Origin of the sequence: Candidatus Pantoea formicae (assembly GCF_011752625.1) — a bacterium.
In the GTDB taxonomy this organism is placed as follows: Bacteria; Pseudomonadota; Gammaproteobacteria; order Enterobacterales; family Enterobacteriaceae; genus Pantoea; species Pantoea formicae.
Window position 1 is genome coordinate 90,898 of record NZ_VWXD01000005.1, and the last position, 25,868, is coordinate 116,765.

At 54.3% G+C, this 25,868-nt stretch carries 23 protein-coding genes; 13 read left to right on the plus strand and 10 right to left on the minus strand.

Annotation, left to right across the window (positions count from 1 at the left end; all coding sequences use genetic code 11):
- Positions 1 to 8: 8 nt before the first annotated feature.
- The 4 genes from F3J38_RS16160 to F3J38_RS16175 are packed head-to-tail and all read right to left on the minus strand — an operon-like array spanning position 9 to position 4,325.
- Complete coding sequence (locus F3J38_RS16160; RefSeq protein WP_167140092.1) at positions 9 to 998, minus strand: ABC transporter permease; 990 nt, start codon at positions 996 to 998, stop codon at positions 9 to 11.
- A complete protein-coding gene (locus F3J38_RS16165) occupies positions 991 to 2,496 on the minus strand; it encodes a sugar ABC transporter ATP-binding protein (RefSeq protein WP_167140488.1) in 1,506 nt (501 codons plus the stop codon). The genes F3J38_RS16160 and F3J38_RS16165 overlap by 8 nt, the downstream gene beginning before the upstream one ends.
- A 2-nt stretch (positions 2,497 to 2,498) precedes the next feature.
- Positions 2,499 to 3,482: a substrate-binding domain-containing protein gene (locus F3J38_RS16170; protein ID WP_167140094.1), complete on the minus strand. Its 984-nt coding sequence runs from the start codon at positions 3,480 to 3,482 to the stop codon at positions 2,499 to 2,501.
- Between the two features lie 12 nt (positions 3,483 to 3,494).
- Positions 3,495 to 4,325, minus strand: coding sequence for a DeoR/GlpR family DNA-binding transcription regulator (locus tag F3J38_RS16175; protein WP_167140096.1), 831 nt, complete (start codon positions 4,323 to 4,325; stop codon positions 3,495 to 3,497).
- 491 nt (positions 4,326 to 4,816) lie between these two features.
- Here F3J38_RS16175 and F3J38_RS16180 point away from each other — a divergent pair, with 491 nt between their 5' ends.
- The gene (locus F3J38_RS16180; RefSeq protein WP_167140097.1) at positions 4,817 to 5,875 is read left to right on the plus strand and encodes a DUF1176 domain-containing protein; all 1,059 of its coding nucleotides are present in this window, start codon (positions 4,817 to 4,819) and stop codon (positions 5,873 to 5,875) included.
- Positions 5,876 to 6,051: 176 nt separating this feature from the next.
- On the opposite strand, the gene ampH is transcribed toward F3J38_RS16180, so the two are convergent.
- The 3 genes from ampH to tal all read right to left on the minus strand — a co-directional run bounded on the left by ampH (position 6,052) and on the right by tal (position 10,402).
- Positions 6,052 to 7,227, minus strand: a complete 1,176-nt coding sequence (ampH, locus tag F3J38_RS16185; RefSeq protein WP_167140099.1) for a D-alanyl-D-alanine-carboxypeptidase/endopeptidase AmpH — start codon at positions 7,225 to 7,227, stop codon at positions 6,052 to 6,054.
- 145 nt (positions 7,228 to 7,372) lie between these two features.
- Positions 7,373 to 9,382: a transketolase gene (gene tkt, locus F3J38_RS16190; protein WP_167140101.1), complete on the minus strand. Its 2,010-nt coding sequence runs from the start codon at positions 9,380 to 9,382 to the stop codon at positions 7,373 to 7,375.
- 69 nt (positions 9,383 to 9,451) lie between these two features.
- Positions 9,452 to 10,402: a transaldolase gene (gene tal / locus F3J38_RS16195; RefSeq protein WP_167140103.1), complete on the minus strand. Its 951-nt coding sequence runs from the start codon at positions 10,400 to 10,402 to the stop codon at positions 9,452 to 9,454.
- 329 nt (positions 10,403 to 10,731) lie between these two features.
- Between tal and maeB the strand changes: the two genes are divergently transcribed.
- Positions 10,732 to 13,011: an NADP-dependent oxaloacetate-decarboxylating malate dehydrogenase gene (gene maeB, locus F3J38_RS16200; RefSeq protein WP_167140105.1), complete on the plus strand. Its 2,280-nt coding sequence runs from the start codon at positions 10,732 to 10,734 to the stop codon at positions 13,009 to 13,011.
- A 177-nt stretch (positions 13,012 to 13,188) separates the two neighbouring features.
- Here the strand turns inward: maeB and hemF are convergent, their stop codons facing one another.
- Positions 13,189 to 14,109 (minus strand): oxygen-dependent coproporphyrinogen oxidase, encoded by a 921-nt coding sequence (gene hemF / locus F3J38_RS16205; RefSeq protein ID WP_167140107.1) that lies wholly within the window; start codon positions 14,107 to 14,109, stop codon positions 13,189 to 13,191.
- Positions 14,110 to 14,156: 47 nt separating this feature from the next.
- Positions 14,157 to 15,014, minus strand: coding sequence for an N-acetylmuramoyl-L-alanine amidase AmiA (gene amiA / locus F3J38_RS16210; RefSeq protein WP_167140110.1), 858 nt, complete (start codon positions 15,012 to 15,014; stop codon positions 14,157 to 14,159).
- A 210-nt stretch (positions 15,015 to 15,224) separates the two neighbouring features.
- Between amiA and F3J38_RS16215 the strand changes: the two genes are divergently transcribed.
- From F3J38_RS16215 to F3J38_RS16265, 11 genes are all read left to right on the plus strand, one after another.
- Positions 15,225 to 15,650, plus strand: coding sequence for a GNAT family acetyltransferase (locus F3J38_RS16215; protein ID WP_167140111.1), 426 nt, complete (start codon positions 15,225 to 15,227; stop codon positions 15,648 to 15,650).
- A 7-nt stretch (positions 15,651 to 15,657) separates the two neighbouring features.
- On the plus strand, positions 15,658 to 16,119 hold the full coding sequence (locus tag F3J38_RS16220) for a DUF2919 domain-containing protein (RefSeq protein ID WP_370661728.1): 462 nt from the start codon (positions 15,658 to 15,660) through the stop codon (positions 16,117 to 16,119).
- A gap of 63 nt (positions 16,120 to 16,182) precedes the next feature.
- A complete protein-coding gene (locus tag F3J38_RS16225) occupies positions 16,183 to 16,803 on the plus strand; it encodes an RpoE-regulated lipoprotein (RefSeq protein WP_167140113.1) in 621 nt (206 codons plus the stop codon).
- Between the two features lie 98 nt (positions 16,804 to 16,901).
- Positions 16,902 to 17,798, plus strand: a complete 897-nt coding sequence (locus F3J38_RS16230) for a Dyp-type peroxidase (RefSeq protein ID WP_167140115.1) — start codon at positions 16,902 to 16,904, stop codon at positions 17,796 to 17,798.
- Positions 17,799 to 17,991: 193 nt separating this feature from the next.
- The gene (locus tag F3J38_RS16235) at positions 17,992 to 19,008 is read left to right on the plus strand and encodes a sulfate ABC transporter substrate-binding protein (protein ID WP_167140117.1); all 1,017 of its coding nucleotides are present in this window, start codon (positions 17,992 to 17,994) and stop codon (positions 19,006 to 19,008) included.
- On the plus strand, positions 19,008 to 19,841 hold the full coding sequence (gene cysT / locus F3J38_RS16240) for a sulfate/thiosulfate ABC transporter permease CysT (protein ID WP_084938360.1): 834 nt from the start codon (positions 19,008 to 19,010) through the stop codon (positions 19,839 to 19,841). Before F3J38_RS16235 ends, cysT begins: the two co-directional genes overlap by 1 nt.
- Positions 19,841 to 20,713: a sulfate/thiosulfate ABC transporter permease CysW gene (cysW, locus tag F3J38_RS16245; protein WP_167140119.1), complete on the plus strand. Its 873-nt coding sequence runs from the start codon at positions 19,841 to 19,843 to the stop codon at positions 20,711 to 20,713. Before cysT ends, cysW begins: the two co-directional genes overlap by 1 nt.
- Positions 20,703 to 21,791 (plus strand): sulfate/thiosulfate ABC transporter ATP-binding protein CysA, encoded by a 1,089-nt coding sequence (cysA, locus tag F3J38_RS16250; protein WP_167140121.1) that lies wholly within the window; start codon positions 20,703 to 20,705, stop codon positions 21,789 to 21,791. The genes cysW and cysA overlap by 11 nt, the downstream gene beginning before the upstream one ends.
- A gap of 72 nt (positions 21,792 to 21,863) precedes the next feature.
- Positions 21,864 to 22,745: a cysteine synthase CysM gene (gene cysM / locus F3J38_RS16255; protein WP_167140123.1), complete on the plus strand. Its 882-nt coding sequence runs from the start codon at positions 21,864 to 21,866 to the stop codon at positions 22,743 to 22,745.
- Positions 22,746 to 22,923: 178 nt separating this feature from the next.
- A complete protein-coding gene (locus F3J38_RS16260) occupies positions 22,924 to 23,604 on the plus strand; it encodes a response regulator transcription factor (RefSeq protein WP_167140125.1) in 681 nt (226 codons plus the stop codon).
- Positions 23,601 to 24,962: an ATP-binding protein gene (locus tag F3J38_RS16265; RefSeq protein ID WP_167140127.1), complete on the plus strand. Its 1,362-nt coding sequence runs from the start codon at positions 23,601 to 23,603 to the stop codon at positions 24,960 to 24,962. The genes F3J38_RS16260 and F3J38_RS16265 overlap by 4 nt, the downstream gene beginning before the upstream one ends.
- Positions 24,963 to 25,323: 361 nt before the next feature.
- Here the strand turns inward: F3J38_RS16265 and crr are convergent, their stop codons facing one another.
- On the minus strand, positions 25,324 to 25,827 hold the full coding sequence (gene crr, locus F3J38_RS16270; RefSeq protein ID WP_034825872.1) for a PTS glucose transporter subunit IIA: 504 nt from the start codon (positions 25,825 to 25,827) through the stop codon (positions 25,324 to 25,326).
- Positions 25,828 to 25,868 lie beyond the last annotated feature (41 nt).

The window sequence follows — 25,868 nt, forward strand, 5'->3', positions numbered from 1 at the left end:
CTCTTCCGTCAGACAAAACTGACGTCAGTTTCTTTACGTTTTTTGTAGTGAGTCACGGCAATCGCCACCATGATCACGCCGCCTACCACGATGTTCATGAAGTAGTTGGAGACACCAATCAGGTTGAGGCCGTTCTTCAGAATGGCGATGAGGAACACGCCCATCAACGTCCCGCTCACCGTGCCTTTGCCGCCCATCAGGCTCGCTCCGCCTAATACAGTGGCCGCCAACACATCCAACTCCCCACCGACTAAGGCATTCGGCACCACTTCACCCATGCGATACACCTGCACCAAGCCGCCAATCGCCGCCATCGCACCGAGCCAGCCATAAGCAAAGACGTGGATCAGACCCACGCGGATGCCGATACGACGTGCGGATTCGGCATCACCACCTACCGCGTACAACTGGCGACCGAGATTGGTTTTGTTGAGCAGCAGAGCGGTCAATCCCGCGATCACCAGCATGATGGCCAGCGGTAAACCGACCTGGAAACTATTGCCTTGCCAGGTGAAGGGCAGCACGCTGCGCAGCGTGATCCACCAATCGGGCAGTGAATAGAGACTTTTACCGCCGGTGACCCACATCAGCAGACCAAAAAGCAGCGACTGCATACTAATGGTGATGATGATCGACACCACGCGCAGCGAGGTGATCAGCAGGGCGTTAATCACGCCAAATGTGGTGCCGCATACAATCGCTAAGAGAATGCTCAGTGCGGCGTTATCAAACTGGAACTGCACAAACAGCGTGGCAATCAGGTACTGCACCACCGAGGCCACCGCCGCGAACGAAATATCAATGCCGCCGGTGACCAACACCAAAAACAGCCCAAGCGCGAAGATGCCCGTCACGGCATAGCTTTCTGCCAGATCCAGCAGGTTCTGCACCGTTAAGAATTGGTCGCTGGTCAAAGAGAAGAACAGGATGAAAGCCACCAGCACCCAGGCAAGCCAGCCTTGGCTGGAGTGCGGACGTAAACGAGAAAAATCAGGCATTAATCACCTCCGCCAGCTGTTGTTGCTCAACGGTATCGGGTTGGTATTCGGCATGAACGGTGCCATCACGGAAGTGCAGGATGCGGTCGCAGTTGTACCAAACCTCTGGCACTTCATCGGAAATCAGAATGATCGACAGACCCTCTTTCGCCAGCTCGTGGATCAACTGATAGATGCTGGCTTTAGCGCCGACATCCACCCCCACGGTCGGCGAGTCCAGAATCAAAATGCGCGGCTGCGTTAGCACCCATTTCGCGAGTACGATCTTTTGCTGGTTACCCCCGGACAGGGTAGAGATCGCCAGATTCGGATCGGCCACGCGCACGCCGAGCTGTTGAATCCATTGCAGGATCAGCTTGTTCTTGCGGTATTCGTCGATGATGTGAAAACGGTTTTGCAGTTTGTCGAGGATCGGCAGCACCATGTTGTCGGCCACCGATTGTTGCTGAACTAAACCCAGCGTTAAGCGGTCTTCAGAGACATAACCGATACCGGCTTTAATGGCATCTTCGTGACTGCGGAAACGTACCGGTTTGCTGTCGAGCCAAATTTTGCCGCTGTCCGGTTTGGTCATGCCAAACAGCGACAGGGCCAGTTCGGTGCGGCCGGAACCCAGCAGACCGCATAGACCGAGCACCTCGCCTTGGTAGAGTTTGAAATTCACATCGTGATACTGTCCGGCGCGCGTCAGGTTATCCACTTCGAGGATCGCACGGTCAGCATTGCGGGTTGGCGCTTTCAACTGATAGTCGAGTTTCAGTCCGGTCATCAGTTCGGTGAGGTGATGTGGCGTCATCTCTTTCGCCGGCCAGCAACCCATTTTGCGTCCGTCACGGATCACCGTCACACGGTCAGAAATCTCTAAAACTTCATCCAGACGGTGGCTGACGAACACCACGCAGATATTTTTATCTTTCAGATAACGCACGGTGCGCAGTAGTTGATTCACTTCTGTGCGAGTCAGGGAGGCCGTCGGTTCATCCATGATAACCAGACGTGCATCCGCCACCAGCGCACGGCAAATGGCCACTTGCTGACGTGCCGCAATCGACAGTGCTGAAACTTTCTCATCCAGATCGAGATCGAAGTTCAGCTCTTCAATGATGCGGGTCGCCGTTTCACGCAATTTTGCTTTGCGATGCCAGCCGAGCAGGCCATTGAGGTTATGCTCGAAGGCGATATTCTCGGCCACGCTCAAATTCGGGAAGAGAGACAGATCCTGGTAAATAACCTGGATACCGAAATCACGCGCCTGACGGGTAGTCAGACGCGGGAAGCTCGGGCCATCGCCCAACGTAATGCGGCTGCCACTGTCCGGGGCGTGCACCCCGGAAATGACTTTGATTAAGGTGCTTTTGCCACAGCCGTTGGTGCCAGCGAGACAGTGCACTTCGCCAGCCAGCAGGCTTAGCGAGATATCGCTCAGTGCGCGGTTGCCACCAAATGTTTTCGACAGGTTGTCGAGCGCAATCAGCGTCTGTGGGATCACCTCTTTCATCATTACAGCCCCATTTTCACCAGTTTAGGCAGGTTTTCTTTGTCCAGACTTTCGGTGTTATTGCCGAGGATGGTGTGAGTCGCCTCGTCAACTTTCACTTTGCCCAGACCCTCGATGGTCATGCCGTCGGTAATCGGCTCTTTCTTCTGCATCATGTCGGCAATGCGCACGAACACTTCGCCTGCGGTTTCTGGGTTCCAGATGTAGCCGCCTTTGATCGCGCCACGCTGCACCAGTGACGCCCCTTGGCCTGGGCTGAAGGCACCAATCACGCAGACCTGGTCGATCTTGTTACGGTTCATCACCGCACGACCGGCACCAATTGGGCCTTGAGAACCGAAAGCCATGATCCCTTTCAAATCGGGGTACTTAGACATCAGTTCATTGGTGGTACGAATTGAGTCATCCAGTGATTCACCCACACCGAATTTGTCGGTCACCATCTGCATTTTCGGGTAGTGTTCTTTCTGGTAGTTCAGTGCGGCATCGGTCCACTGCTGATGCAACGGCACTGTCAGGCTGCCGACATACATGGCGTACTTGCCTTCTTCATGCATGCATTTCGCCAGCGCTTTCATGTGGTTGATACCGTGCGTTGGCGCATCCACCAGTTCGAAGTCCCAGTTGGCGCCTTTCTGGTCCGGTGACTCGTGGGTAATGACCTGAATCCCGGCTTCACGGGCGCGTTTCAGCACCGGCTCCAGCACTTTCGGGTCATTCGGCACCACACCAATGATGTCCACTTTCTGCGCAATCAAATCTTCAATCGCGCGCACCTGCAGTGCCGGGTCGGCGGCCGTTGGGCCTACCATCCATGCATTAATGCCGCGTTTTGCCGCTTCACTCTTGATGCCCGCTTCCATGGCGTTGAACCACGGAATACCGCCAATTTTCACCACGATACCCATGCGGAGTTTGTCGGCAGCGTGCGCGCCGGTGGCGGCAAACAGGGCAAGCAGAGAACAGGCGATAAGATGTTTTTTCATAAAGACTCCGGATTAATTTTTTATTAGCTGCATAGAATTGTTGCGCTGTGAGCAATCAATAATATTGACGCCGTTCCAGGCTAATTCTTGTTCCAGCTCTTTGTCTTTTAATTGGTCAGTAATGAGAAAGTCCACATCGCGATAATGGCAAATACGCGCGAATGAGGGCCGCAGAAATTTACTGGCGTCTAGCAGGAGATGTTTTCTTTCTGCTGCCAGCAGCATTTGCTGTTTTAAATGTGCGTTGTTTTCGTTACCTTCACGTAAATAACCGTCATTGCCTAAACTGCTACAGGAAATAAAGATCTTATTGATCTGAAATTCCCGTAAAGGCTGCTCAGCGACCACGCCGTGGAAATCTTCATAACGGTCAGAATATTCACCCCCCAGACAGATGGTGCGGATACTGCCACGCGCCGCAAGGGTTTGCACAATTCTGATAGAGTTGGTTAACACCGTTAATTCTATATCCGGCAGTTGTCGCGCTAAATACCAGCAAGTGGTGCTACTGTCGAGTAATATACAATCACCAGGGCTGATGAAATCGAGTGCACGTTTGGCAATCACCATTTTTGCATCAACGTGTTCATTCATTCTCTGGCGGAAAGATAATTCGTACTCGTTAACACCTCTCGTATTACCCTGAATGTTAGCGGCCTGTCGTTTTGCTGGTACTGCACCGCCGTGGCTACGTTGTAATAGCCCACGTTTCTCCAGTTGAGTTAAATCACGGCGAATGGTTTCCTGGGAGACCTGACACAACGTGACTAATTCAGCGACAATAACTCGACCATTTAAATTAAGTTCGTCAATAATTCGCTGCTGTCTTTCAATCGGCAACATAACTGCCCTCCGATGGTTATAAATTACTGGATACCGCAGCGGGAAAATGTGGACTACGCACGAGTCCGCAGTGCCCAAAATGCCCAACGGTATTAGGGTGATGTGAATCAAATTTTTATGTAAATGAGATCTCAATATTTCATTGGTAGGAGATCTAATTCACATAAACACGCGTATTAGCGCTAAATCGAGGGAGGAGTAGCAAACAATTATTAACGTAGGCAAACAGCCTATCATGACCGGATATGACCGTTTATGTGTATTTGACCGATTTGTGATGGCAGCACAATTGTCCGACGAATCCGATTGAGCAGAATTCGGTCGAAACGGATGATGGAGGTATTGCGTCATCCAGCCTCAGAACGCCTCAAGGCGGCGGCTTTTTCAGCAGTTAACATCGCTTTTCGGGCCAGCTCACAGTTTCGGCCTGCTGACAGCGTTGCCGTTGCGCTATCATTTTCTTTCAAGGAATTTGGGGACCGGTTTTTTTAATGTCTTATTGGATGAAGTCGCTGCTTTTGTTGCCGTTTATGGTTGTCGCGTGCGTTCAGGCTGAGCCACTGCAAAAGTCATTTTCTGACTGGCAGATCACCTGTAACAACGCGGCTTTTTGCGTGGCGCGCAGTTTTCCTGGAGACAACGGTTTAGTGATGACGATTGCGCGCCACGCTGGCGTCAACGATCGTCCGCTGCTGCGCATCGACTACGGCAGTGCTTACAGTGGTGAATTGCCTGGCGGTCCGCTGAAAGATAATTTGCTGCTGGATCAACGCCGACTGACGCCAGACCTTAAACACTGGACGGTGGAGCCACATCATCTTGCGACCAGCAACACTATTGCGATTGACGAGTTTCTCGCGCAAACGCTGGATGCCAACACGCTGCAACTGACCTATCAAGCTAAAGCCAGTATTCCGTTGAGCGGTATGAAAGCGGCGCTGTTACTGATGGATGACGTTCAGGGCCGGGTGAACGGGGCCAGTGCGTGGGTGAAGCGGGGCGACCGCGCGCAGTGGGATGTACCGCCGCCGCCGCTGCTCCCTCAGTTGCCGGCGTCTTTGCCGCAGCCCGCGCCGCTGACTCAAGAGGAAACGGCGGGGTTAATTGATTACGGTACATGGCGCGTTAACACCGATAACTGCTCGCTTGACCCGCTGCGACGAGAAGTGAGTGTGGCACCGCTCACTGACAGTAAAGCGCTGATTTTAGTCAGCTGCGAAACCGGTGCTTATAATGTCATCGATTTAGCCTTTGAAGTGACACGCAGCCAGCCTTATGTGGCGCGCGGCCTGATGCTCACGCTGCCGTTTACACCGCCAGCGCACAGCGACAATCAGCTGGAATTGATGAATGCGGAGTTTGATGCCAGTAGCGGTTTGCTTTACACCTTTAGCAAAGGTCGCGGTCTTGGCGATTGCGGCGTGGCCACGCGCTGGCAGTATGATGGCAACGAATTTGTGTTGGCAGAGTATGCTGAAGAGAAAACATGTGATGCGTGGCATAGCAGTGAGGACTGGCCAACCCTGTGGGTTAGCCAGCCCCCGTCATAATTCGCACTGCAGATGCGTTGGCTGCTTTCACTCACCCCGGTCACTTACTGATGTAAGCTCCCGGGGATTCATTCAATTGCCGCCTTTCTGCATCACGAATTATTTAGGGGGGCATCCCGTCATAATTCGCACTGCAGATGCGTTGGCTGCTTTCACTCACCCTGGTCACTTACTACTTAGGGGGAGGGTATGGCATTGATCATCATCGGCGAGCCATTGTGATTGCCGACCAATTCGGTGAGCAAGTTGTTCACGCCGTCGCTCATCGGGGTGAAGCGCGATAACGGTGAACGAGTCACCACGACAAATACGCCGACGTTATTTTGTGGCACCATCGCCATATAGGTGATGAATCCACCGCCGCCACCGGTTTTTTCAATAATTCCCGGACGCCCCTCTTTCGGTCCCATATAGACCCAACCCATGCCTAAGGCATCAGCGCGACCCGGTACATCCATGCCTTCAACTTTGGTGAGCTGATCGCGGCGATAGATCAGCGTTTGCAGGCGATCTATCTGTGGCGTGCGGTGATTCACCGCTGAATTCAGGAACTGCTGCATCCAGCGGCCCATATCATCCGGCGTGGAGTAAACACCGCCACTTCCCACTGCTGCCAGGGTGTTATTGCACGGGCTGGCACCTTTCTCTGGGATCATCAAGCGCTGGCACTGGTCCGGTGACGGTGTGAAGGTGGTGTCTTTCATGCCCAGTGGACGCGTCACCAGCTGTTGCAGCAGTGCGGGATAAGGCATACCGCCCGCTTTTGATAAGGCATCACCCAGCAGATCAAAACCGAGGTTGGAATAGGATGCTTGCGAGCCTGGTGTGGCTTTTAACTGCGCGCCCTGTAACCATTGCCAGCGATCGGCTTTCGTCGGCCAGACAAACACCGGACGATGCGGTTTTCCGCCCGGCTGTTCGCGCGGCAGGCTACCGGTGTGGGTCGCGAGGTTGATCAGGCGAATCGGCTGACCGTTGTAGCTGGGGACGCGTGCGCCAGGCGGTGCATATTTGCTGAGCGGATCGTCCAAACGAATCTGCCCGCGCTCGGCCATTTTCACCATCACTTCACTGGTCATCAGCTTGCTGAGTGAAGCAATACGGATCACTGAATCGAGCTGGGGACGCACATTATTGCCGGGGCTGGTATCGCCAAAACTGGCGAATACGCGTTGATTACCATCGATTGCGACCAGCGCCATGCCGGTGGCACCACTGCCATAGAAGATATGTTCAGCGTAACGATCAACGATCTGTGAAGCCAACAGGGGATCGGCTACCGTCTGCGCCATGCTTTTTAATGGAAGCACGGAGACCATTAAGGCCAGTAAAAAGGGAGTACGTTTTTTCAACGGGAAAGCGTCCGCATCTGGAATCGTAAGAAAGCCTATAGTAATCAGTTTGCGCGGTGCGGGAAGGGGGAAGGCGGGATTTTTTTCTGTATCAGGCTGTGATCAAAAAACGGCCCTCACGTCCGTAGACGCAGGGCCGGATTGATTAATGCGGCTTGAGTAAGGCTTCGGTGTGGCTAACGATATTTTCCACGGTAAAGCCAAATTCTGGGAACAGTTTACCGGCCGGTGCAGACTCACCGAAGGTCGTCATGCCGACAATGGCACCGTCCAGACCAACATACTTGAACCAGTAATCGGCAATACCGGCTTCCACTGCCACACGCGCTTTCACGCTGGATGGCAATACGGACTCGCGATACGCCGCATCCTGCTTATCAAACACGTCAGTGCTGGGCAGTGATACCACACGGACTTTATGACCGCTGGCCCCGAGTTTATCTGCCGCACCCAGTGCGATTTCAATCTCTGAACCGGTAGCGATGATGATGGCTTCTGGCGTGCCGTCGCAATCCTGCAACACATAGCCACCGCGCGCGATATCCGCCACCTGCGCCTTGCTACGTTCGGGTTGCAGCAGATTTTGGCGTGAAAGAATCAGAGCCGTCGGACCATGATGGCGTTCAACCGCCGCCTTCCATGCCACTGCGGTTTCCACCTGATCGCAAGGTCGCCACACGCTCATATTAGGCGTGACGCGCAGGCTGGCCAGTTGCTCCACCGGCTGGTGCGTTGGACCATCTTCACCCAGTCCGATGGAGTCATGGGTGTAGACCAATACCTGACGTGCCTTCATCAATGCCGCCATACGCACCGCATTGCGCGCATATTCGACAAACATCAGGAAGGTGGCGGTGTAGGGGATAAAGCCACCGTGCTGGGCCAGGCCATTGCCGATCGCCGTCATACCAAATTCGCGCACGCCGTAGTGGATGTAATTGCCCGCGATATCGTCTTTGATCGATTTCGAACCTGACCAGATGGTGAGGTTACTTGGCGCAAGGTCAGCGGAGCCGCCCAGCAGTTCTGGCAGCAGTTTGCCGTACACTTCCAGCGTATTTTGCGAGGCTTTACGGCTGGCAATTTTCTGCGGATTGGCCTGCAACTGATCAATAAAGGTCTGCGTTTCATCCGCCCATTTTGCGGGCATTCCGCCCGCTAAGCGACGGCTGAACTCTTTAGCGAGATCGGGATGCGCAGCTTTATAGGCGGCAAGTTTGTCATCCCAGGCTTTTTCACGCTGGCTGCCGGCTTCTTTCGCATCCCACTGCTGGTAGATTTCTTTCGGAATTTCAAACGGTGGATGATGCCAGCCCAGTTTTTGACGAGTCAATGCCACTTCCTGCTCGCCCAACGCCGAACCGTGCGACTCTTCTTTACCGGCTTTGTTAGGGGAACCAAAACCGATCACGGTGCGACAGATAATCAATGAGGGTTTATCCGTGACGCTCTGCGCTTCTTTAATTGCAGCAGCGATTGCCTCCGGATCGTGACCATCAATACCTTCCGCGCTGCCGACCACGTGCCAGTTGTAGGCTTCAAAGCGTTTGTGGGTGTCGTCGGTGAACCAGCCTTCGGTTTCACCATCAATCGAGATGCCGTTGTGATCGTAGAAACCAATCAGTTTGCCGAGGCCCAATGTGCCCGCCAGCGAGCTGACTTCATGCGAGATGCCCTCCATCAGGCAGCCGTCACCCATAAACACATAGGTGTAGTGATCAACGATATCGTGGCCCGGACGGTTAAACTGCGCGGCCAGCGTACGTTCGGCAATCGCCATACCCACCGCATTGGCTAACCCCTGTCCCAGCGGTCCGGTGGTGGTCTCAACGCCTGGGGTGTAGCCGACTTCTGGATGGCCCGGCGTTTTCGAATGCAGCTGGCGGAAATTTTTCAACTCTTCCATCGGCAAGTCATAACCGGTGAGGTGCAGCAGGCTGTACTGCAGCATCGAACCGTGGCCGTTGGAGAGGATAAAGCGGTCGCGGTCAGCCCACGCCGGATTGTTGGGGTTATGTTTGAGGACATCGCGCCACAGCACTTCGGCGATATCCGCCATACCCATTGGCATCCCGGGGTGACCGGAATTTGCTTTCTGTACCGCATCCATACTCAAAGCACGAATCGCGTTAGCCAACTCTCTGCGTGAAGACATAGGGTACTCCCTTGTGATTGGGCAATTGAGGACGGGCAGACACCCGTCCGGCATGAAAAAGTTTGGTTTTTACAGGCGGGAAGCCAGCACATCTTCCAGTTTCTGCTGGTCAATGGCGAACTGGCGGATGCCGTCAGACAGTTTCTCTACTGCCATAGGATCCTGATTATGCTCCCAGCGGAATTCGGCTTCGGAGAGTGGAGCCGGTTGATGGAAACCTTCGGTTGAAGGCTCCAGTTTGCGCTCCAGTGGCGCTTCACTGTTGGCCAGCTCTTCCAGCAAATTAGGCGAAATAGTGAGGCGGTCACATCCAGCCAGGGCCTGAATCTGCTCCACTTTACGGAAGCTGGCACCCATGATGACGGTGCTGTAACGATGCTTTTTGTAGTAATCATAGATACGACGCACGGATTTTACGCCGGGGTCTTCATCTACCACATAGGGGTCGAGCGGTTTGCGGCTGTTGTACCAATCATAGATGCGTCCTACAAATGGCGAAATGAGGAATACACCCGCTTCGGCGCAGGCACGTGCCTGAGCAAACGAGAACAGCAGGGTCAAGTTGCACTTGATGCCATTTTTTTCCAGCTCCTCGGCGGCTTTGATGCCTTCCCAGGTGGACGCCAGTTTGATCAGGATACGAGAGCGATCAATACCGTACTCTTCGTACAGGCGTACCAGTTTTTCTGCTTTGGTCACACACATGCCACGATCGAAGGAGAGGCGCGCATCCACTTCGGTCGAAACACGGCCCGGTACGCTTTTTAGGATTTCCATACCGAGGTTAATCGCCACTTTGTCGCTGGCGTTGATGATTTGCGTCTCTTTGCTGCCGCCCTGTTTTTTCGCGTAATCGATGGCGTCATCAATCAGATGTTTGTAAGCGTCAAGACCGGCAGCTTTCAGGATCAATGAAGGGTTGGTGGTTGCGTCTTCCGGGTGGTATTGGCGAATGGATTCGATATCGCCGCTGTCCGCCACCACGGTGGTGAACTGTTTCAATGCATCTAGCTGGTTCATCGCTTAACTCCTTGATGAGCAATAATGTGGGCAAATAGGCCGTGCCCTTTCCTGTTGAGTCATGGCCCAACACAGTGCTACAGACGTTGCACGAAGAAAATGCGTTTTCTCTGATTGTGGCGCCGAAGGACATCTGTGACAGAAGGGGGTGCCTGATCGGTTCAGCTACGCGTTTTACCACCTCTAAGCATAGCAGGCTGCGCCAAAGCCGCAGGCGAAGCCGTGGCAATCTGTGCCCTTGTGTCTGTGTATTCTTTGAGCGCCTTCACCCTCTTTTATGCCGCAGATTTCTATACTGATGGCTTTTCAGTTGCGCAAAAGGATGTCTAATGGACGATCAACTCAAGCAAAGCGCTCTCGATTTTCATCAGTATCCCACTCCCGGAAAAATTCAGGTTTCCCCCACCAAACCGCTGGCGACGCAACGCGACCTGGCACTGGCCTACTCGCCCGGCGTGGCGGCACCTTGCCTTGAGATCGCTGCCGATCCGCTGGCGGCACACAAATACACCGCGCGAGGGAATCTGGTCGCGGTGATCTCCAATGGCACGGCCGTCTTGGGGCTGGGTAACATCGGGGCGCTGGCCGGTAAACCGGTGATGGAAGGTAAGGGCGTGTTGTTTAAGAAGTTTGCGGGCATAGATGTCTTTGATATTGAAATCGATGAGTTAGATCCGGATAAGCTGATTGAGGTGGTTGCCGCGCTGGAACCGACTTTTGGCGGCATTAACCTCGAAGATATCAAAGCACCTGAATGCTTCTATATCGAGCAGAAGCTACGCGAGCGTATGAAGATTCCGGTGTTCCACGACGACCAGCACGGTACGGCCATCATCTGTACTGCGGCGGTACTTAATGGCCTGACCATCGTGAAGAAGGCCATTTCGGATGTGCGGCTGGTGGTGTCGGGCGCGGGGGCATCGGCGATTGCTTGCCTCAACCTGCTGGTGGCGCTGGGCATGCAGAAGCACAACATTGTGGTGTGCGATTCCAAAGGCGTGATTTATCGCGATCGTGAACCGAACATGACGCCCACCAAAGCCGAGTACGCCATTGAGGATAAAGGAGCAAGCACGCTGGATGAGGTGATTGCGGGCGCAGATATCTTCCTCGGCTGTTCCGGCCCAAAAGCAATGACCCCCGAGATGGTGAAGAAAATGGCGCAGGATCCACTGATTTTGGCACTCGCCAATCCTGAACCGGAAATCATGCCGCCGCTGGCGAAGGAGGTGCGGCCGGATGCCATTATCTGCACTGGGCGTTCGGATTTCCCCAATCAGGTCAACAACGTGCTCTGTTTTCCGTTCATCTTTCGCGGGGCGCTGGACGTCGGTGCCACGGCGATCAATGAAGAGATGAAGCTGGCGGCAGTACACGCGATTGCCGCGTTAGCACAAGCCGAGCAGAGTGATGTGGTGGCATCGGCCTATGACGATCAGGACCTCAGCTTTGGCCCGGAATATTTGATTCCTAAACCGTTCGACCCGCGCTTGATTGTGCAAATTGCCCCTGCCGTCGCCAAAGCGGCGATGGAGTCCGGCGTGGCGACGCGGCCCATTACTGATTTTGATGCCTATCGCGAGCAGCTCACCGAGTTTGTGTATAAAACCAATCTGTTTATGAAGCCAATCTTCTCGCAGGCGCGCAAAGATCCTAAGCGGGTGGTGATGGCGGAAGGGGAGGAGGTGCGTGTGCTGCACGCGACGCAGGAGCTGGTGTCGCTGGGGCTGGCGAAGCCGATTCTGATTGGTCGTCCGAACGTGATTGCGATGCGTATTCAGAAGCAAGGATTAAAAATTGAAGCGGGTAAAGATTTTGAGATCGTGAATAACGAGTCCGATCCGCGCTTTAAAGAGTACTGGAACGAGTATTACCAGATCATGAAACGGCGTGGAGTCACCCCGGAGACGGCTCAGCGCGCAGTGATCGGCAATCCCACCTTGATCGGCGCGATCATGGTGCATCGAGGCGAAGCGGACGCGCTGATTTGCGGCACCATTGGTGATTACCGTGAACATTATGATGTGGTAGAGAAGGTATTTGGTTTCCGCGACGACGTGAAAGTCGCAGGGGCGATGAACGCACTGCTGTTACCGAGTGGGAATACTTTCATCGCCGATACCTATGTCAATGAAGACCCCAGCGCAGAGCAATTGGCAGATATCACCTTGCTGGCGGCCGAAACGGTGCGACGTTTTGGTATCGAGCCACGAGTGGCGTTGCTGTCGCACTCAAGCTTTGGCACCTCGAACGCACCGGGCGCGCGCAAGATGCGCGAGGCGTTGGCACTGATTCAAAACCGTGCGCCGGAGTTGGAGATTGACGGTGAAATGCACGGAGACGCCGCGCTGGTGGAGAGTATCCGTCGTGAGCTCATGCCAGATAGCCCGCTGAAGGGCACCGCCAATCTGCTGATTATGCCGAACGTTGAGGCGGCGCGTATCAGTTACAACTTGCTGAGAGTCTCTTGTTCGGAAGGGGTGACCGTTGGGCCGGTGTTGATGGGGATTAGCAAACCGGTGCATGTGTTGACGCGTATCGCGTCGGTCAGACGTATTGTGAATATGGTGGCGTTAGCGGTGGTAGAGGCGCAGACCGAGCCGTTGTGATGACCTGGGCGCCATAAATGGCGCCCCTACAGCCCCGTAGGGTGTCCACAAATGAATGGCGGTCCTTTAATCTCGAAGGGGGTGCACAAATGAATGGCGGCCCTTTAATCTCGAAGGGTCTGCATAAATGAGTGGCGGCTCTACAATCTCGTAGGGTGCGCATTTATGCGCACCGGTTTATTCACCCAATCCCAACCAATCCTTCACCGGCAGAAAATCGCTATACAGCGACGCTTCTGGCGTGCCCGCTTCGGGCTGGAAATCATATTCCCAGCGCACCAGTGGCGGCATCGACATTAAGATCGATTCGGTGCGGCCGCCGGTTTGCAGGCCAAACAGCGTGCCGCGATCCCACACCAGATTAAACTCGACATAACGGCCACGGCGATAGAGTTGGAACTGACGCTCGCGCTCGCCCCATGGCAGCGCTTTGCGTTTCGCCACGATGGGCAGATACGCATCCTGATAGCCTTTGCCGACTGCCTGCATAAAATCGAAGCAGTGGTCAAAATCCGGTGTATTCAGGTCGTCGTAAAACAGCCCACCAATCCCACGTTGCTCATTGCGGTGCTTGAGATGGAAGTAATCATCACACCATTTTTTGTAACGGCCGTAGACGTCCTCGCCAAACGGCTGGCACAAGTCAAATGCGGTTTGATGCCAGTGCAGCGCATCTTCTTCGAAACCGTAGTAAGGCGTGAGATCGAAACCGCCGCCGAACCACCACACCGGATCGGCACCGGGCTTTTCGGCAATAAAAAAACGCACATTGGCATGGCTGGTGGGGATATAGGGGTTTTCCGGGTGTACGACCAGCGACACACCCATAGCTTCAAAACTGCGTCCCGCCAATTCTGGACGATGTGCAGTGGCGGAAGCGGGCATCTGATCGCCGTGCACGTGCGAGAAGTTCACACCCGCCTGCTCGAATACCGCTCCGTTACGCAATACACGGCTGCGGCCGCCGCCGCCGCCGGGACGCTGCCAGTCATCTTCGGCAAAGGACGCCTGGCCATCGGCTGCTGCCAGTTGGGCGCAAATGTCATCCTGCAGCGTCAGTAAGAACGCTTTGACGCGGGAAATATCGGGATTGCTCATGTGTCACTCGTTCCGGAAATTTGCCGCGATTCTACCACAGGAAAAAGCTACGCCTGGCGTCGATCGTACTCGTTAAAGTAATTGACGATGCCATCAGCAATGGCACTGGCGATTTTCTGACGGAAAGCGGTGGTACCCAATAGCTGTTCTTCACGCGGGTTGGTGATAAAGGAGGTTTCCACCAACACCGAGGGGATAGATGGCGACTTCAGCACCGCAAACGCTGCCTGTTCGGTATGCTGACTGTGCAGATGGTGTACCGGGCGAATCTGATCCAACACATGTTTACCCAGCGTCAGGCTGTTGCGGATAGTGTCGGTTTGCACCAGATCGAACAGAATTTGATTGAGATAGTTATCCTTTTCCTGCACTTCCGCGCCGCCCACTTTATCGGCGTCGTTCTCACGCTGCGACATATAACGCGCCATGGCGCTACTGGCTCCACGATTGGAGAGCGCAAACACCGAAGCGCCATTGGCATCCGGGCTGGTGTAGCCATCGGCGTGGATGGACATGAATAAGTTGGCGCCGTGCTGGTGAGCAATCTCAACGCGTTGATACAGTGGAATAAAATGATCGCTTTCACGCGTCAGTCGCACTTCGACTTTAGGGTGATTTTGCAGCAAAGAACGTACCGTGTTAGCGATGGCTAAAACGATATGTTTCTCTTCTGAACCCTCTTCGCCCACGGCGCCAGAATCGATACCGCCGTGTCCTGGGTCAAGCATCACAATACGTTTGCCGCTGGCGGCCGGTTTCGGTGGCGTATGGCCTTTGCTGACCCATAAATCGGCACTCTCTTCCTTCGCCATCACCGCGCGGGGTGACAGAACTGCCAGCGCCAGACCAGATAGAAGCAATTGGCGGCGATTGGTCAGGCGTTTTAGCAGTGAAATCTTACTCATAATGGTGTCCCTGACAGAAAATCCTGCCCAGTGTTATATCGTAACAATTGCCTCGCGGCGACCTCACAACCATTTCAGCGCATTACTTTGTATTACACCGTACTAACAGCAATTTAGCCGTTTTTTTCCACCGTTGCGCGGCGTGAGGGTTGCGCGAGACAAATAATGCGTGATAATCAGCGAATTGTGCCTAACAGCAGGGTAACGTCGATGGAAATCCGCTCATTCCGCCAGGAAGATTTTGAAGAAGTGATCACGCTCTGGGAGCGCTGCGATCTGCTACGCCCGTGGAACGATCCGGAACTGGATATCGAACGCAAAATGAACCACGATCCGGAACTGTTTTTAGTGGCGGAAGTGGGTGGCGAAGTGGTTGGCTCATTGATGGGCGGCTACGATGGCCATCGCGGGGCGGCCTACTATCTGGCGGTGCATCCGGATTATCAGGGCCGTGGCTTTGCTAACGCACTAATGAATCGCCTCGAGAAAAAACTCATTGCGCGTGGCTGCCCAAAAATCCATCTGATGGTGCGCGAAGAAAACGATCAGGTGCTCGCCTTCTACGAAAAACTCGATTACGAGCCAGTGGATTCGGTGCTGCTGGGTAAACGTCTGATCGAAGATCGCGAGTATTAAGTCGTCGATGATGAGCTTGAAATACTTGCCAGAAGAGTACGATGCAAAAGGGCAGCTGCGGCTGCCGTTTCTTTTTTGGCTGATCCTGTTATTGCAAGCGCGCACCTGGCTGTTGCTGGTGATGGCAGGCGCATCGCGTCAGCAGGGCAACGATTTACTGGCACTGTTCTATCCCGATCGACAAAGTTTCTGGCTGGGCTTAGCACTGGGTATTCCCGCCGCCCTGGGCTTGCTGCTCACCGGTTATCGTCAGCGCTGGCCGCGCATCTGGCAGAGTTGGCGCCATGTGTTGAGTGTATCGCTGCTGATCAACCTGCTGTGGCAGGGCTATGGCCTGTTACAGGGAGTATGGCCTGATTCCCCGCTGCCCCTGCTATTGACGCTGTTTGACTTGCTGGCGCTGGTCTGGTTGCAAACCCATCAGCGGCTGCGCGACTGTTTTCTGCCCGAACATCAACATATCGAATAAACTTTTTGCCGGTTCAAGACTCCAACAGGCACGCCAATCGGCATCGAAGATCAAGGAGTATTCATGAAAGTTGTTCGTCCCGCACTGCTGGTTAGTGCCATGACCCTGGCGGGTTGCGCCAGTTCTGGTTCCTCTTCCCCCTCCAGCGCGAGCGAAAGCCATTGGTATAATCCGCTGAGCTATCACTGGTCGGCACTGAATCCAATGAACTGGTTTGGCGGTTCGTTAACCGTGACCGAGCAGGGTGTGGCTGGACTCAGCAGCACCACGGCGATGTCGGAAGCGGCGATTGGTAAAGCTCTGAACAACGATTACCAACTGCGTCAGGGGATGCGCACGCAAAATGGTCAGGTAGTGGATTTCTGGCAGGCATTGGATGACGGCAAAGTGAAGCTGGTGATCAATGGTCAAAGCAGCGTAGAGCGCATCGAAGTCTTGGATACGGCAGCCAAAAGCGCTGATGGCAGCAAAATCGGCGATCTGTTTAGCGACAAATTCAGTAAAGCCTTCGATAACTGCAAACTGGTCAGCGGATTAGATGCGCGCGATGTGGAATGCCGTGCGCCGGGTAGCCAGCACATCTCCTATATCTACAGCGGAGAAGGGCACGGCCCTGAGGGTTTGATGCCGGCTGACGATACCTTAAAAAGCTGGAAAATCAGCAAGATCGTTTGGCAGCGCTAAGCGAAAAAAAGTTGCGTTAACGCACAACCTCAGTGTGGCTTTCCGGTATGATACAGGCGAAAAAAACGTCTTAACTTCTCATGCCGGAGAGCAGTGCAATGTCTCAATTTCAGAGCGGGATCCTACTGGAACACCGCCGTTTCGCCATTTGGCTTGAAGCCCGCGTCACGGGTGACCTCAATGCGCTGCGTCAGGGCAGCAAAACTTTTCTGCAGCAACTTGATGCGCTACAACAGAAATTCGCCGATGCCGGCTTGGGCGCGGTGATTGCCTTTGGTGATGCCTTGTGGCGCGACCTGCAAGGTGTCTCTTCCGCGCCTGAATTGAAAGCTTTCGCTCCGTTGGGCAAAGGTATTGCGCCAGCGACCCAGCGTGATTTGTTGATCCATATCCAATCGTTACGCCATGACGTGAACTTCTCGCTGGCGCAGGCCGCACTTGCCGCCTTTGCCGATGCGGTCGTGATTGAAGAAGAGACGCACGGCTTCCGTTGGGTTGAGGAGCGCGATCTGTCGGGCTTTGTCGATGGCACCGAAAACCCGCAGGGCGATGCCCGTCAGCAGGTAGCGATTATCGCCGAGGGGCCAGATGCGGGCGGTAGTTACGTGTTCACGCAACGCTGGGAACACAATCTCAAACTGTGGAACCGCATGGCGGTAGAGAAGCAAGAAGCGATTATGGGTCGCACCAAAGTGGACAATGAAGAGATTGCGGGCGATCAACGTCCGGTGACCTCACATCTGAGCCGCGTTGATCTGAAAGAAGAGGGCAAAGGCCTGAAGATCCTGCGCCAGAGCTTGCCGTACGGCATCGCCAGTGGCACGCACGGCTTGTACTTCATCTCCTATTGCAACCGCCTCTATAACATTGAGCAGCAGCTGTTGAGCATGTTCGGTGAGCGCGATGGCAAGATGGATGCGATGCTGCGCTTCACCAAACCCATCACCGGCAGCTACTTCTTTGCCCCGTCACTGACTGCGTTACAGGCGCTGTAAACCGCGGAAGGACGGCCTCTCGCGTCGTCCTTTTTTATCCCATATCCTGCATTAACTCTCCCGTCGTCTTATGCCTTTTTAGACTTTGAAATCCCTAAACGATATATAAAACCGTTACAGCTTTGCCCTGAGTTATAAATACACTGACAGCATCTAATGGCATTGGCGTCATCGCCGAAATTCAGGGTGCAGCATGACATCTCCGATTGCGAAAAAATGGATGAGCGGAATCGCTTTGTCACTGGCGTTAGCCGGTGCGGCGCAGGCAACCGAACTGCTGAACAGCTCGTACGATGTCTCGCGCGAGCTGTTTGTCGCCCTGAATGCACCCTTTGAACAACAGTGGGATGCCGCGCACCCGAATGACAAACTGACGATTAAACAATCGCATGCCGGGTCATCAAAACAGGCGCTGGCGATTTTGCAGGGCTTACGCGCGGATGTGGTGACCTACAATCAGGTCACTGATGTGCAGGTGCTGCATGACAAAGGCAACCTGATCCCTGCGGACTGGCAAACCCGTTTGCCGAACAACAGCTCACCGTTTTACTCCACCATGGCGTTCCTGGTGCGCAAAGGCAATCCCAAGCAGATTCACGATTGGGCCGATTTGGCGCGCGATAACGTGAAACTGGTGTTCCCGAACCCCAAAACCTCTGGCAATGGTCGTTACACCTACCTTGCTGCTTGGGGGGCTGCTGACCAAGCGGATGGCAAAGATAAAGCCAAAACCGAAGCCTATATGGCCAAATTCCTCAAGAACGTTGAAGTGTTTGATACCGGTGGACGCGGTGCAACCACGACCTTTGCCGAGCGTGGCTTGGGGGATGTGCTGGTAAGCTTTGAATCGGAAGTGAACAACATCCGCAATCAGTACGGCAAAGATGAGTACGAAGTCATTGTGCCGAAGACCAATATTCTGGCGGAGTTTCCGGTGGCGTGGGTCGACAAAAACGTCGAGCACAACGGCACTGCGGAGGCGGCTAAAGCCTATCTGAACTTCCTCTATTCTCCTGAGGCGCAGAAAATCATTACCGGCTACTACTATCGTGTGAACAATCCACAGCTGATGGCGGAACAGAAAGACCGCTTCCCACAGACCGCACTGTTCAATGTGCAGGATGCCTTTGGCGGCTGGGATAATGTCATGAAAACTCATTTTGCCAGCGGCGGTGAGCTGGATAAATTACTGGCAGCGGGGCGCGGTTGATGTTTGCTTTAGCGCAAAAACGCGTTTTGCCGGGATTTGGCCTTAGCCTCGGCACCAGCCTGCTGTTTACCTGCCTGATTCTGCTGTTGCCGATCAGCGCACTGCTGATGCAACTCTCTAATATGACGCTGGCGCAATATTGGGATGTGGTGACCAATCCGCAGCTGATTGCGGCCTATAAAGTGACGCTGATTTCAGCCGGCGTTGCGTCGATCTTCAATGCGCTGTTTGGCATGTTGATGGCATGGATTCTGACCCGCTATCGCTTCCCAGGCCGTGCGCTCTTGGATGGCCTGATGGATTTGCCTTTTGCATTACCGACTGCGGTGGCAGGTCTGACCTTGGCAGGCTTGTTCTCGGTGAACGGTTGGTATGGTCAATGGCTGGCGCATTTCGATATTAAAGTCTCTTACACCTGGTTAGGTATCGCGGTGGCGATGGCCTTTACCAGCATCCCGTTTGTGGTGCGTACCGTGCAGCCGGTGTTGGAAGAGTTAGGCCCAGAATATGAAGAAGCGGCAGAGACGCTGGGTGCGACCCCGTGGCAGAGTTTCCGCCGCGTAGTACTGCCAGAAGTGGCGCCTGCTCTGTTGGCCGGTACGGCATTATCTTTCACCCGTAGCCTCGGTGAGTTTGGTGCGGTGATCTTCATTGCGGGCAACATCGCGTGGAAAACCGAAGTGACCTCGCTGATGATTTTTGTCCGCCTGCAAGAGTTTGATTATCCCGCCGCGAGCGCCATTGCTTCGGTGATTATGGCTGCATCTCTGCTGTTGCTGTTCGCGATTAACACGCTGCAGAGCCGCTTTGGACGCCGCTTAGGAGGCCACTAATGGCGGAGATTTCACAGATTAATCACGCGGAGCGTCAGCCGGTGAACTGGGGGAAATGGGTGTTGATTGGCGTGGGTGCGTTGATCTCCTTCCTGTTGCTGGTGGTCCCGATGATCAGCATCTTCTGGGAAGCGCTCAGCCAAGGGATAATCGCCTCGCTCTCTAATTTGAAAGATGGCGACATGCTGCATGCCATTTGGCTGACCATCCTGGTGGCGTTGATCACCGTGCCGGTTAACCTGGTGTTTGGCACTTTACTGGCATGGTTGGTGACGCGCTTTACTTTTCCGGGCCGCCAACTGCTGCTGACGCTGTTTGATATTCCCTTCGCCGTGTCACCTGTAGTGGCCGGTTTGATGTATCTGTTGTTCTGGGGCGTTAACGGTCCGGCAGGCGGTTGGCTGGATGCACACAACATCCAGATTATGTTTGCCTGGCCGGGCATGGTATTAGCGACCATTTTTGTCACCTGTCCGTTTGTGGTTCGCGAACTGGTACCGGTGATGCTGAGCCAAGGTAGCAATGAAGATGAAGCCGCAGTGCTGTTAGGCGCTTCCGGCTGGCAAATGTTCCGTCGTGTGACACTGCCGAACATTCGTTGGGCGCTGCTCTATGGTGTGGTACTGACCAATGCCCGTGCGATTGGTGAATTTGGTGCGGTCTCGGTGGTATCGGGATCGATCCGCGGCGAAACCTATACCTTGCCGCTTCAGGTTGAATTACTGCATCAGGATTACAACACCGTTGGCGCCTTTACCGCTGCCGCGTTGCTGACCCTGATGGCAATTGTGACGCTGTTTCTGAAAAGCGTGGTGCAGTGGCGATTAGAGCATCAGCAGAAGCGCCAACAGGAGGAAAATCATGAGCATTGAGATTAAACAAATTAACAAAGCATTTGGCCGTACGCCGGTGCTCAACGATATCTCTCTGGATATTCCTACCGGCAAGATGGTCGCGCTGCTGGGGCCGTCAGGGTCAGGTAAAACCACGCTGCTGCGTATTATCGCTGGCTTAGAGCATCAGAACAGCGGGCAGATCCATTTCCATGGCAAAGATGTCAGCCGCATTCATGCGCGCGATCGCCAGGTCGGGTTTGTGTTCCAGCACTATGCGCTGTTCCGCCACATGACAGTGTTCGACAACATCGCATTCGGTTTGAGCGTGCTGCCACGCCGTGAGCGTCCTTCTGCTGCTGAAATCAAACAGCGTGTGATGCGTCTGCTGGAGATGGTGCAGCTTGCGCATCTCGCCAACCGTTTCCCAGCACAGCTTTCCGGCGGCCAGAAGCAGCGTGTGGCGCTGGCGCGTGCGCTGGCGGTGGAACCGCAAATTCTGCTGCTGGACGAGCCTTTCGGCGCGCTGGATGCACAGGTGCGTAAAGAGTTGCGCCGCTGGTTGCGCCAACTGCATGAAGAACTGCAATTCACCAGCGTGTTTGTTACGCATGACCAGGAAGAGGCGATGGAAGTTGCTGACAGCGTGGTGGTGATGAGTCAGGGGAATATCGAACAGGTCGGTACGCCAGACGAAGTGTGGCGTGAACCTGCGACGCGCTTTGTGTTGGAATTCCTCGGTGAAGTTAATCGCTTCGACGGTGAGGTCCATGGCTCACAATTCCATGTGGGCGCACATCGCTGGCCGTTAGGCTATACGCCGGCGCATCAGGGCGATGTCGAGCTGTTCCTACGTCCGTGGGAAGTCGATGTGTCGCGCCAGAGCAGCCTGGAAACGCCATTGCCCGTACAAGTGTTGGAAGTGAGCCCGCGCGGTCACTTCTGGCAGTTGGTGGTACAACCAAGCGGCTGGCAGGGTGACGTCTTCTCCATCGTCTATGATGGCGACCAAACCGCGCCAATTCGTGGCGAACGCTTGTTTGTCGGCCTACAGCAAGCACGACTTTACCATGGTACTGCACCGTTGCGTCCGGTTGCCTTTGCCGAGAGCGCCTGATATTTTTGATACTCCTTCGGGCGGGACTTTCCCGCCCGATTTCTTGGCTTTTCTTCTGTCTGGAATCAAACCGTGACCACACTGGAAAATACCATCGGCAATACGCCGCTGATCAGGTTGCAGCGCCTGACGCCTGATAACGGCAGTGAAATCTGGTTAAAGCTGGAAGGCAACAATCCGGCCGGTTCGGTGAAGGACCGTGCGGCTTGGTCAATGATTCATCAGGCGGAATTACGCGGTGATATCAAACCCGGTGACCAATTGATTGAAGCGACCAGCGGCAACACCGGTATTGCGCTGGCGATGATTGCGGCGATGAAAGGCTACAAACTGCGCCTGCTGATGCCAGACAACATGAGCCAGGAGCGTCAGGATGCGATGCGTGCTTACGGCGCTGAGTTGATACTGGTAACCCGTGAGCAGGGCATGGAAGGGGCGCGTGACTTAGCGTTAGAGATGGCGGCGCGCGGTGAGGGCAGGGTGTTGGATCAGTTTAACAATCCCGACAATCCGCTGGGGCACTATCTCACCACTGGGCCAGAAATCTGGCAGCAGACGCAAGGCCGAATGACCCACTTTGTCTCCAGCATGGGGACGACGGGCACCATTACGGGTGTGGGACGTTATTTGAAAGAGTTTGCACCTACAGTGAAGGTCATCGGTTTGCAGCCGCAAGAAGGCAGCAGCATTCCGGGTATCCGCCGTTGGCCAGAAGCTTATCTCCCAGGCATTTTCCGTCCTGAGTTAGTGGATGACGTAATTGATATGGCGCAGCTGGAAGCGGAAGAGACGATGCGTGCATTAGCACAACGCGAGGGTATTTTCTGCGGCGTGAGTTCGGGCGGTGCGGTCGCGGGCGCACTACGGGTCGCGGCGGCGCATCCGGGCAGCGTTGTGGTGGCCATTGTCTGCGATCGGGGTGACCGTTACCTCTCCACTGGCGTGTTCCACTGATTTCACATTTCCCGCATTTTATCTGGCCTGAGCGTACTCTAGTAGTGCGACCGGGCCATTTTTGTCTATAGTCTCCCTAATTATCCTCTGGTGTTGGTTCTGTAAGGATCGAGTAAAATCGGCTGCGCTCGCTGCCAACTCAGGCCAAAATAGCGGCAATTTTGTACGAGAGAAAAAGATGAAAATTCTGCTTGTTGATGACGATGTAGAACTTGGCACCATGCTGAGCCAGTACCTGATTGCGGAAGGCTTTGAAACGCAACTGGTTTTAACCGGAACCGCCGGTATAGAAGGCGCGTTGTCGGGTAATTACACCGCGATGATTCTCGATATCATGCTGCCCGATATGAGCGGCATCGATGTGTTGCGTCAGGTGCGTCAGAACAGCCGTTTGCCGGTGATTATGTTGACCGCCAAAGGCGACAACATCGATCGCGTCATCGGTCTGGAGATGGGCGCCGATGACTACGTACCGAAGCCATGCTATCCACGTGAGCTGGTGGCGCGTTTGCGTGCTGTGTTGCGCCGCTTTGAAGATCAAGCGCCAGTGCCAGACAAGAAAGAAGTGCTGCGCTGGGGGGAGCTCTGCTTGAATCCCGCCACCCGTATTACGGAATGGCAGGGCAAAGCTTTCGACCTGACGGCATCAGAGTTCAATCTGCTGGATCTGCTGTTGCGTGCACCGGATCGCGTTGTATCAAAAGACGAGCTGTCAGAGAAAGGGCTGGGTCGCCCACGCGAAGCTTATGATCGCAGCGTGGATGTGCATATCAGCAATATCCGTCAAAAGCTGGCGGCACTGACCGCTGATAGCATCAACATTGAGACGGTGCGCAGTATTGGTTATCGCATTCGATGAAACACAGCTACCGCGGGCGCATGTTCTGGAAGATCTTGCTGGGCTTCTGGATTGTTTTTGTCATCATTAGCCAGATGTTGTGGCTGGGGTTTACGCTTTCCGGAAACCGACATGAGCCGCCAGAGATTGTGGCTATCCGCCGTATTGTGAATCTACAGATGGCCTCTGCTGTCTCGGTGCTAGAGCGCGGCGGACCGAGCTCACTGGATGACATGATGGCCGACTGGGAACCCAACGACCGCCAGTTCTTCTCGGTGATTCAGCATAATAAACCCGCAGCTACGCCAAGTAATGCGCCACCCGAAACCTTCAATGAACCTTTTCACGGCCCCTTCCCGGATATCATTGTACGTTGGGTGAAAGGGCAGGATGGTAAAGAGTACGAGCTGCGTTACGATGTTAAAGGACTGCGAGAAGACAGCTCAATGGGCGGTGGCGGTCCGCGCCGTATCCTGAATATCCCGGAGCCGATGTTTACTTTTGCGGGCGCGCTGGGTCTCCTGTTCAGCCTTCTGCTAGCCTGGAACCTGACTCGGCCGATGCGGCAGCTGCGTGAAGGCTTTGCGCGCGTCTCCAGTGGTGATTTGTCAGTGCGGCTATATCCTGTGATGCGCAAGCGTCACGATGAGCTTTCCATTGTGGCGCAGGACTTTGATGCCATGGTGGAGCGTCTTGATACGTTGGTGAAAGCGCGTGAGGAGTTGCTGCACGACATCTCCCATGAATTACGTTCACCGCTGGCGCGTTTGCAACTGGCAACCGGTTTGGCACGGCAGACACCGGAGTCCGTTGAGTCTTCCCTGAATCGCATTGACGAAGAAGCCCGCCGCCTCGATAAGATGATCGGTGAACTGTTGACGCTGTCACGCGCTGAACATGAGAGCATGCCGGGTGAGCAGTATTTTGACCTTACCGGTTTGCTGCATGCAGTGGTGACGGATGTGCGCTATGAAGCGCAGATTCCCGGCGTAAAGGTGGATTTCAATGTGGATGAGAATGCGGATTATACCGTGCACGGTAATGCTGAGCTGATACGTCGTGGCGTGGAAAACGTACTGCGCAACGCGCTGCGCTTCTCACATCAGGGGCAGCATATCAGCGTGCGCTTACAGGCGGAAAATCAGTGGCTGGCGATTCGCGTACGCGATCAGGGGCCAGGCGTTGATGATGAGAAGCTGTCCAGCATCTTTGATCCTTTTGTCCGCGTAAATTCGCCCATGATGGGCAAAGGTTACGGTTTGGGGCTCTCTATCGTGCGTAAGGTGATTCTGGCGCACCATGGTGAAGTCCAGGCGGTAAATCGCCCGGAAGGTGGGCTGGAGCTGACGTTAAGGCTACCGCGCTGGAAGCAGGACTGAAGGTTTAAAGCGCCTGCAATCTAAACCGCAGCTTTGAATTCTTAATCGAGCGATCCATTCGGCAAAGGCAAGCGCATAATATACAGCGACTTACGCGACAAAAACGATTGCACTTTTCGAGCCATCTCGCACAGTGAAACAGCACGCACTATGTTGAGCAGGGCAGGACGGACCGGGCAGAGGAGCAAAGCGGCCCTCGCCATGGATGACGAGGGTAGAGGCCCTGGGATGGTTTATGCCGTCTTTGCGATCTGCCCGGTCCGTCCTGACCGAGAGCACTGAACTCGACTCCTCCGCACCCTGCAGGCACAAACAAAAACGGCACCCAAATGGGTGCCGTTTTTAATGATGCAAGCGCTGCTTACTTCTTGATGCGGATAACCGGGGTTTCACCCACAGTCACCTGACCGGAGAGTTTGATCAGGTCTTTGATTTCGTCCATGTTCGAAATCACAACCGGCGTCAGCGTAGATTTTGCTTTCTCTTCCAGCAGTGGCAGATCAAACTCGATCACCACATCGCCTTTTTTCACTTTCTGGCCTTCTTCAGCAATACGTTTGAAGCCTTCACCTTTCAGTTCAACCGTATCAATACCGAAGTGGACAAACAGCTCGATGCCATTGTCAGACTCGATGGAAAAAGCGTGGTTGGTTTCGAAAATCTTACCGATAGTACCGTCAACCGGTGCAACCATTTTGTTGCCAGTCGGTTTGATAGCGATACCGTCACCCACGATTTTCTCAGCAAAAACCACATCAGGTACGTCTTCGATATTTACGATTTCGCCTGACAGAGGCGCAACGATATCAATTGTCCCTGACGCGCTCTCTGATTTTTCGCCAAAAAGTTTAGAAAACAAACCCATGATCTTCTCCTAAGCAGTAATTTGGGGCCAGCATCTCGTGG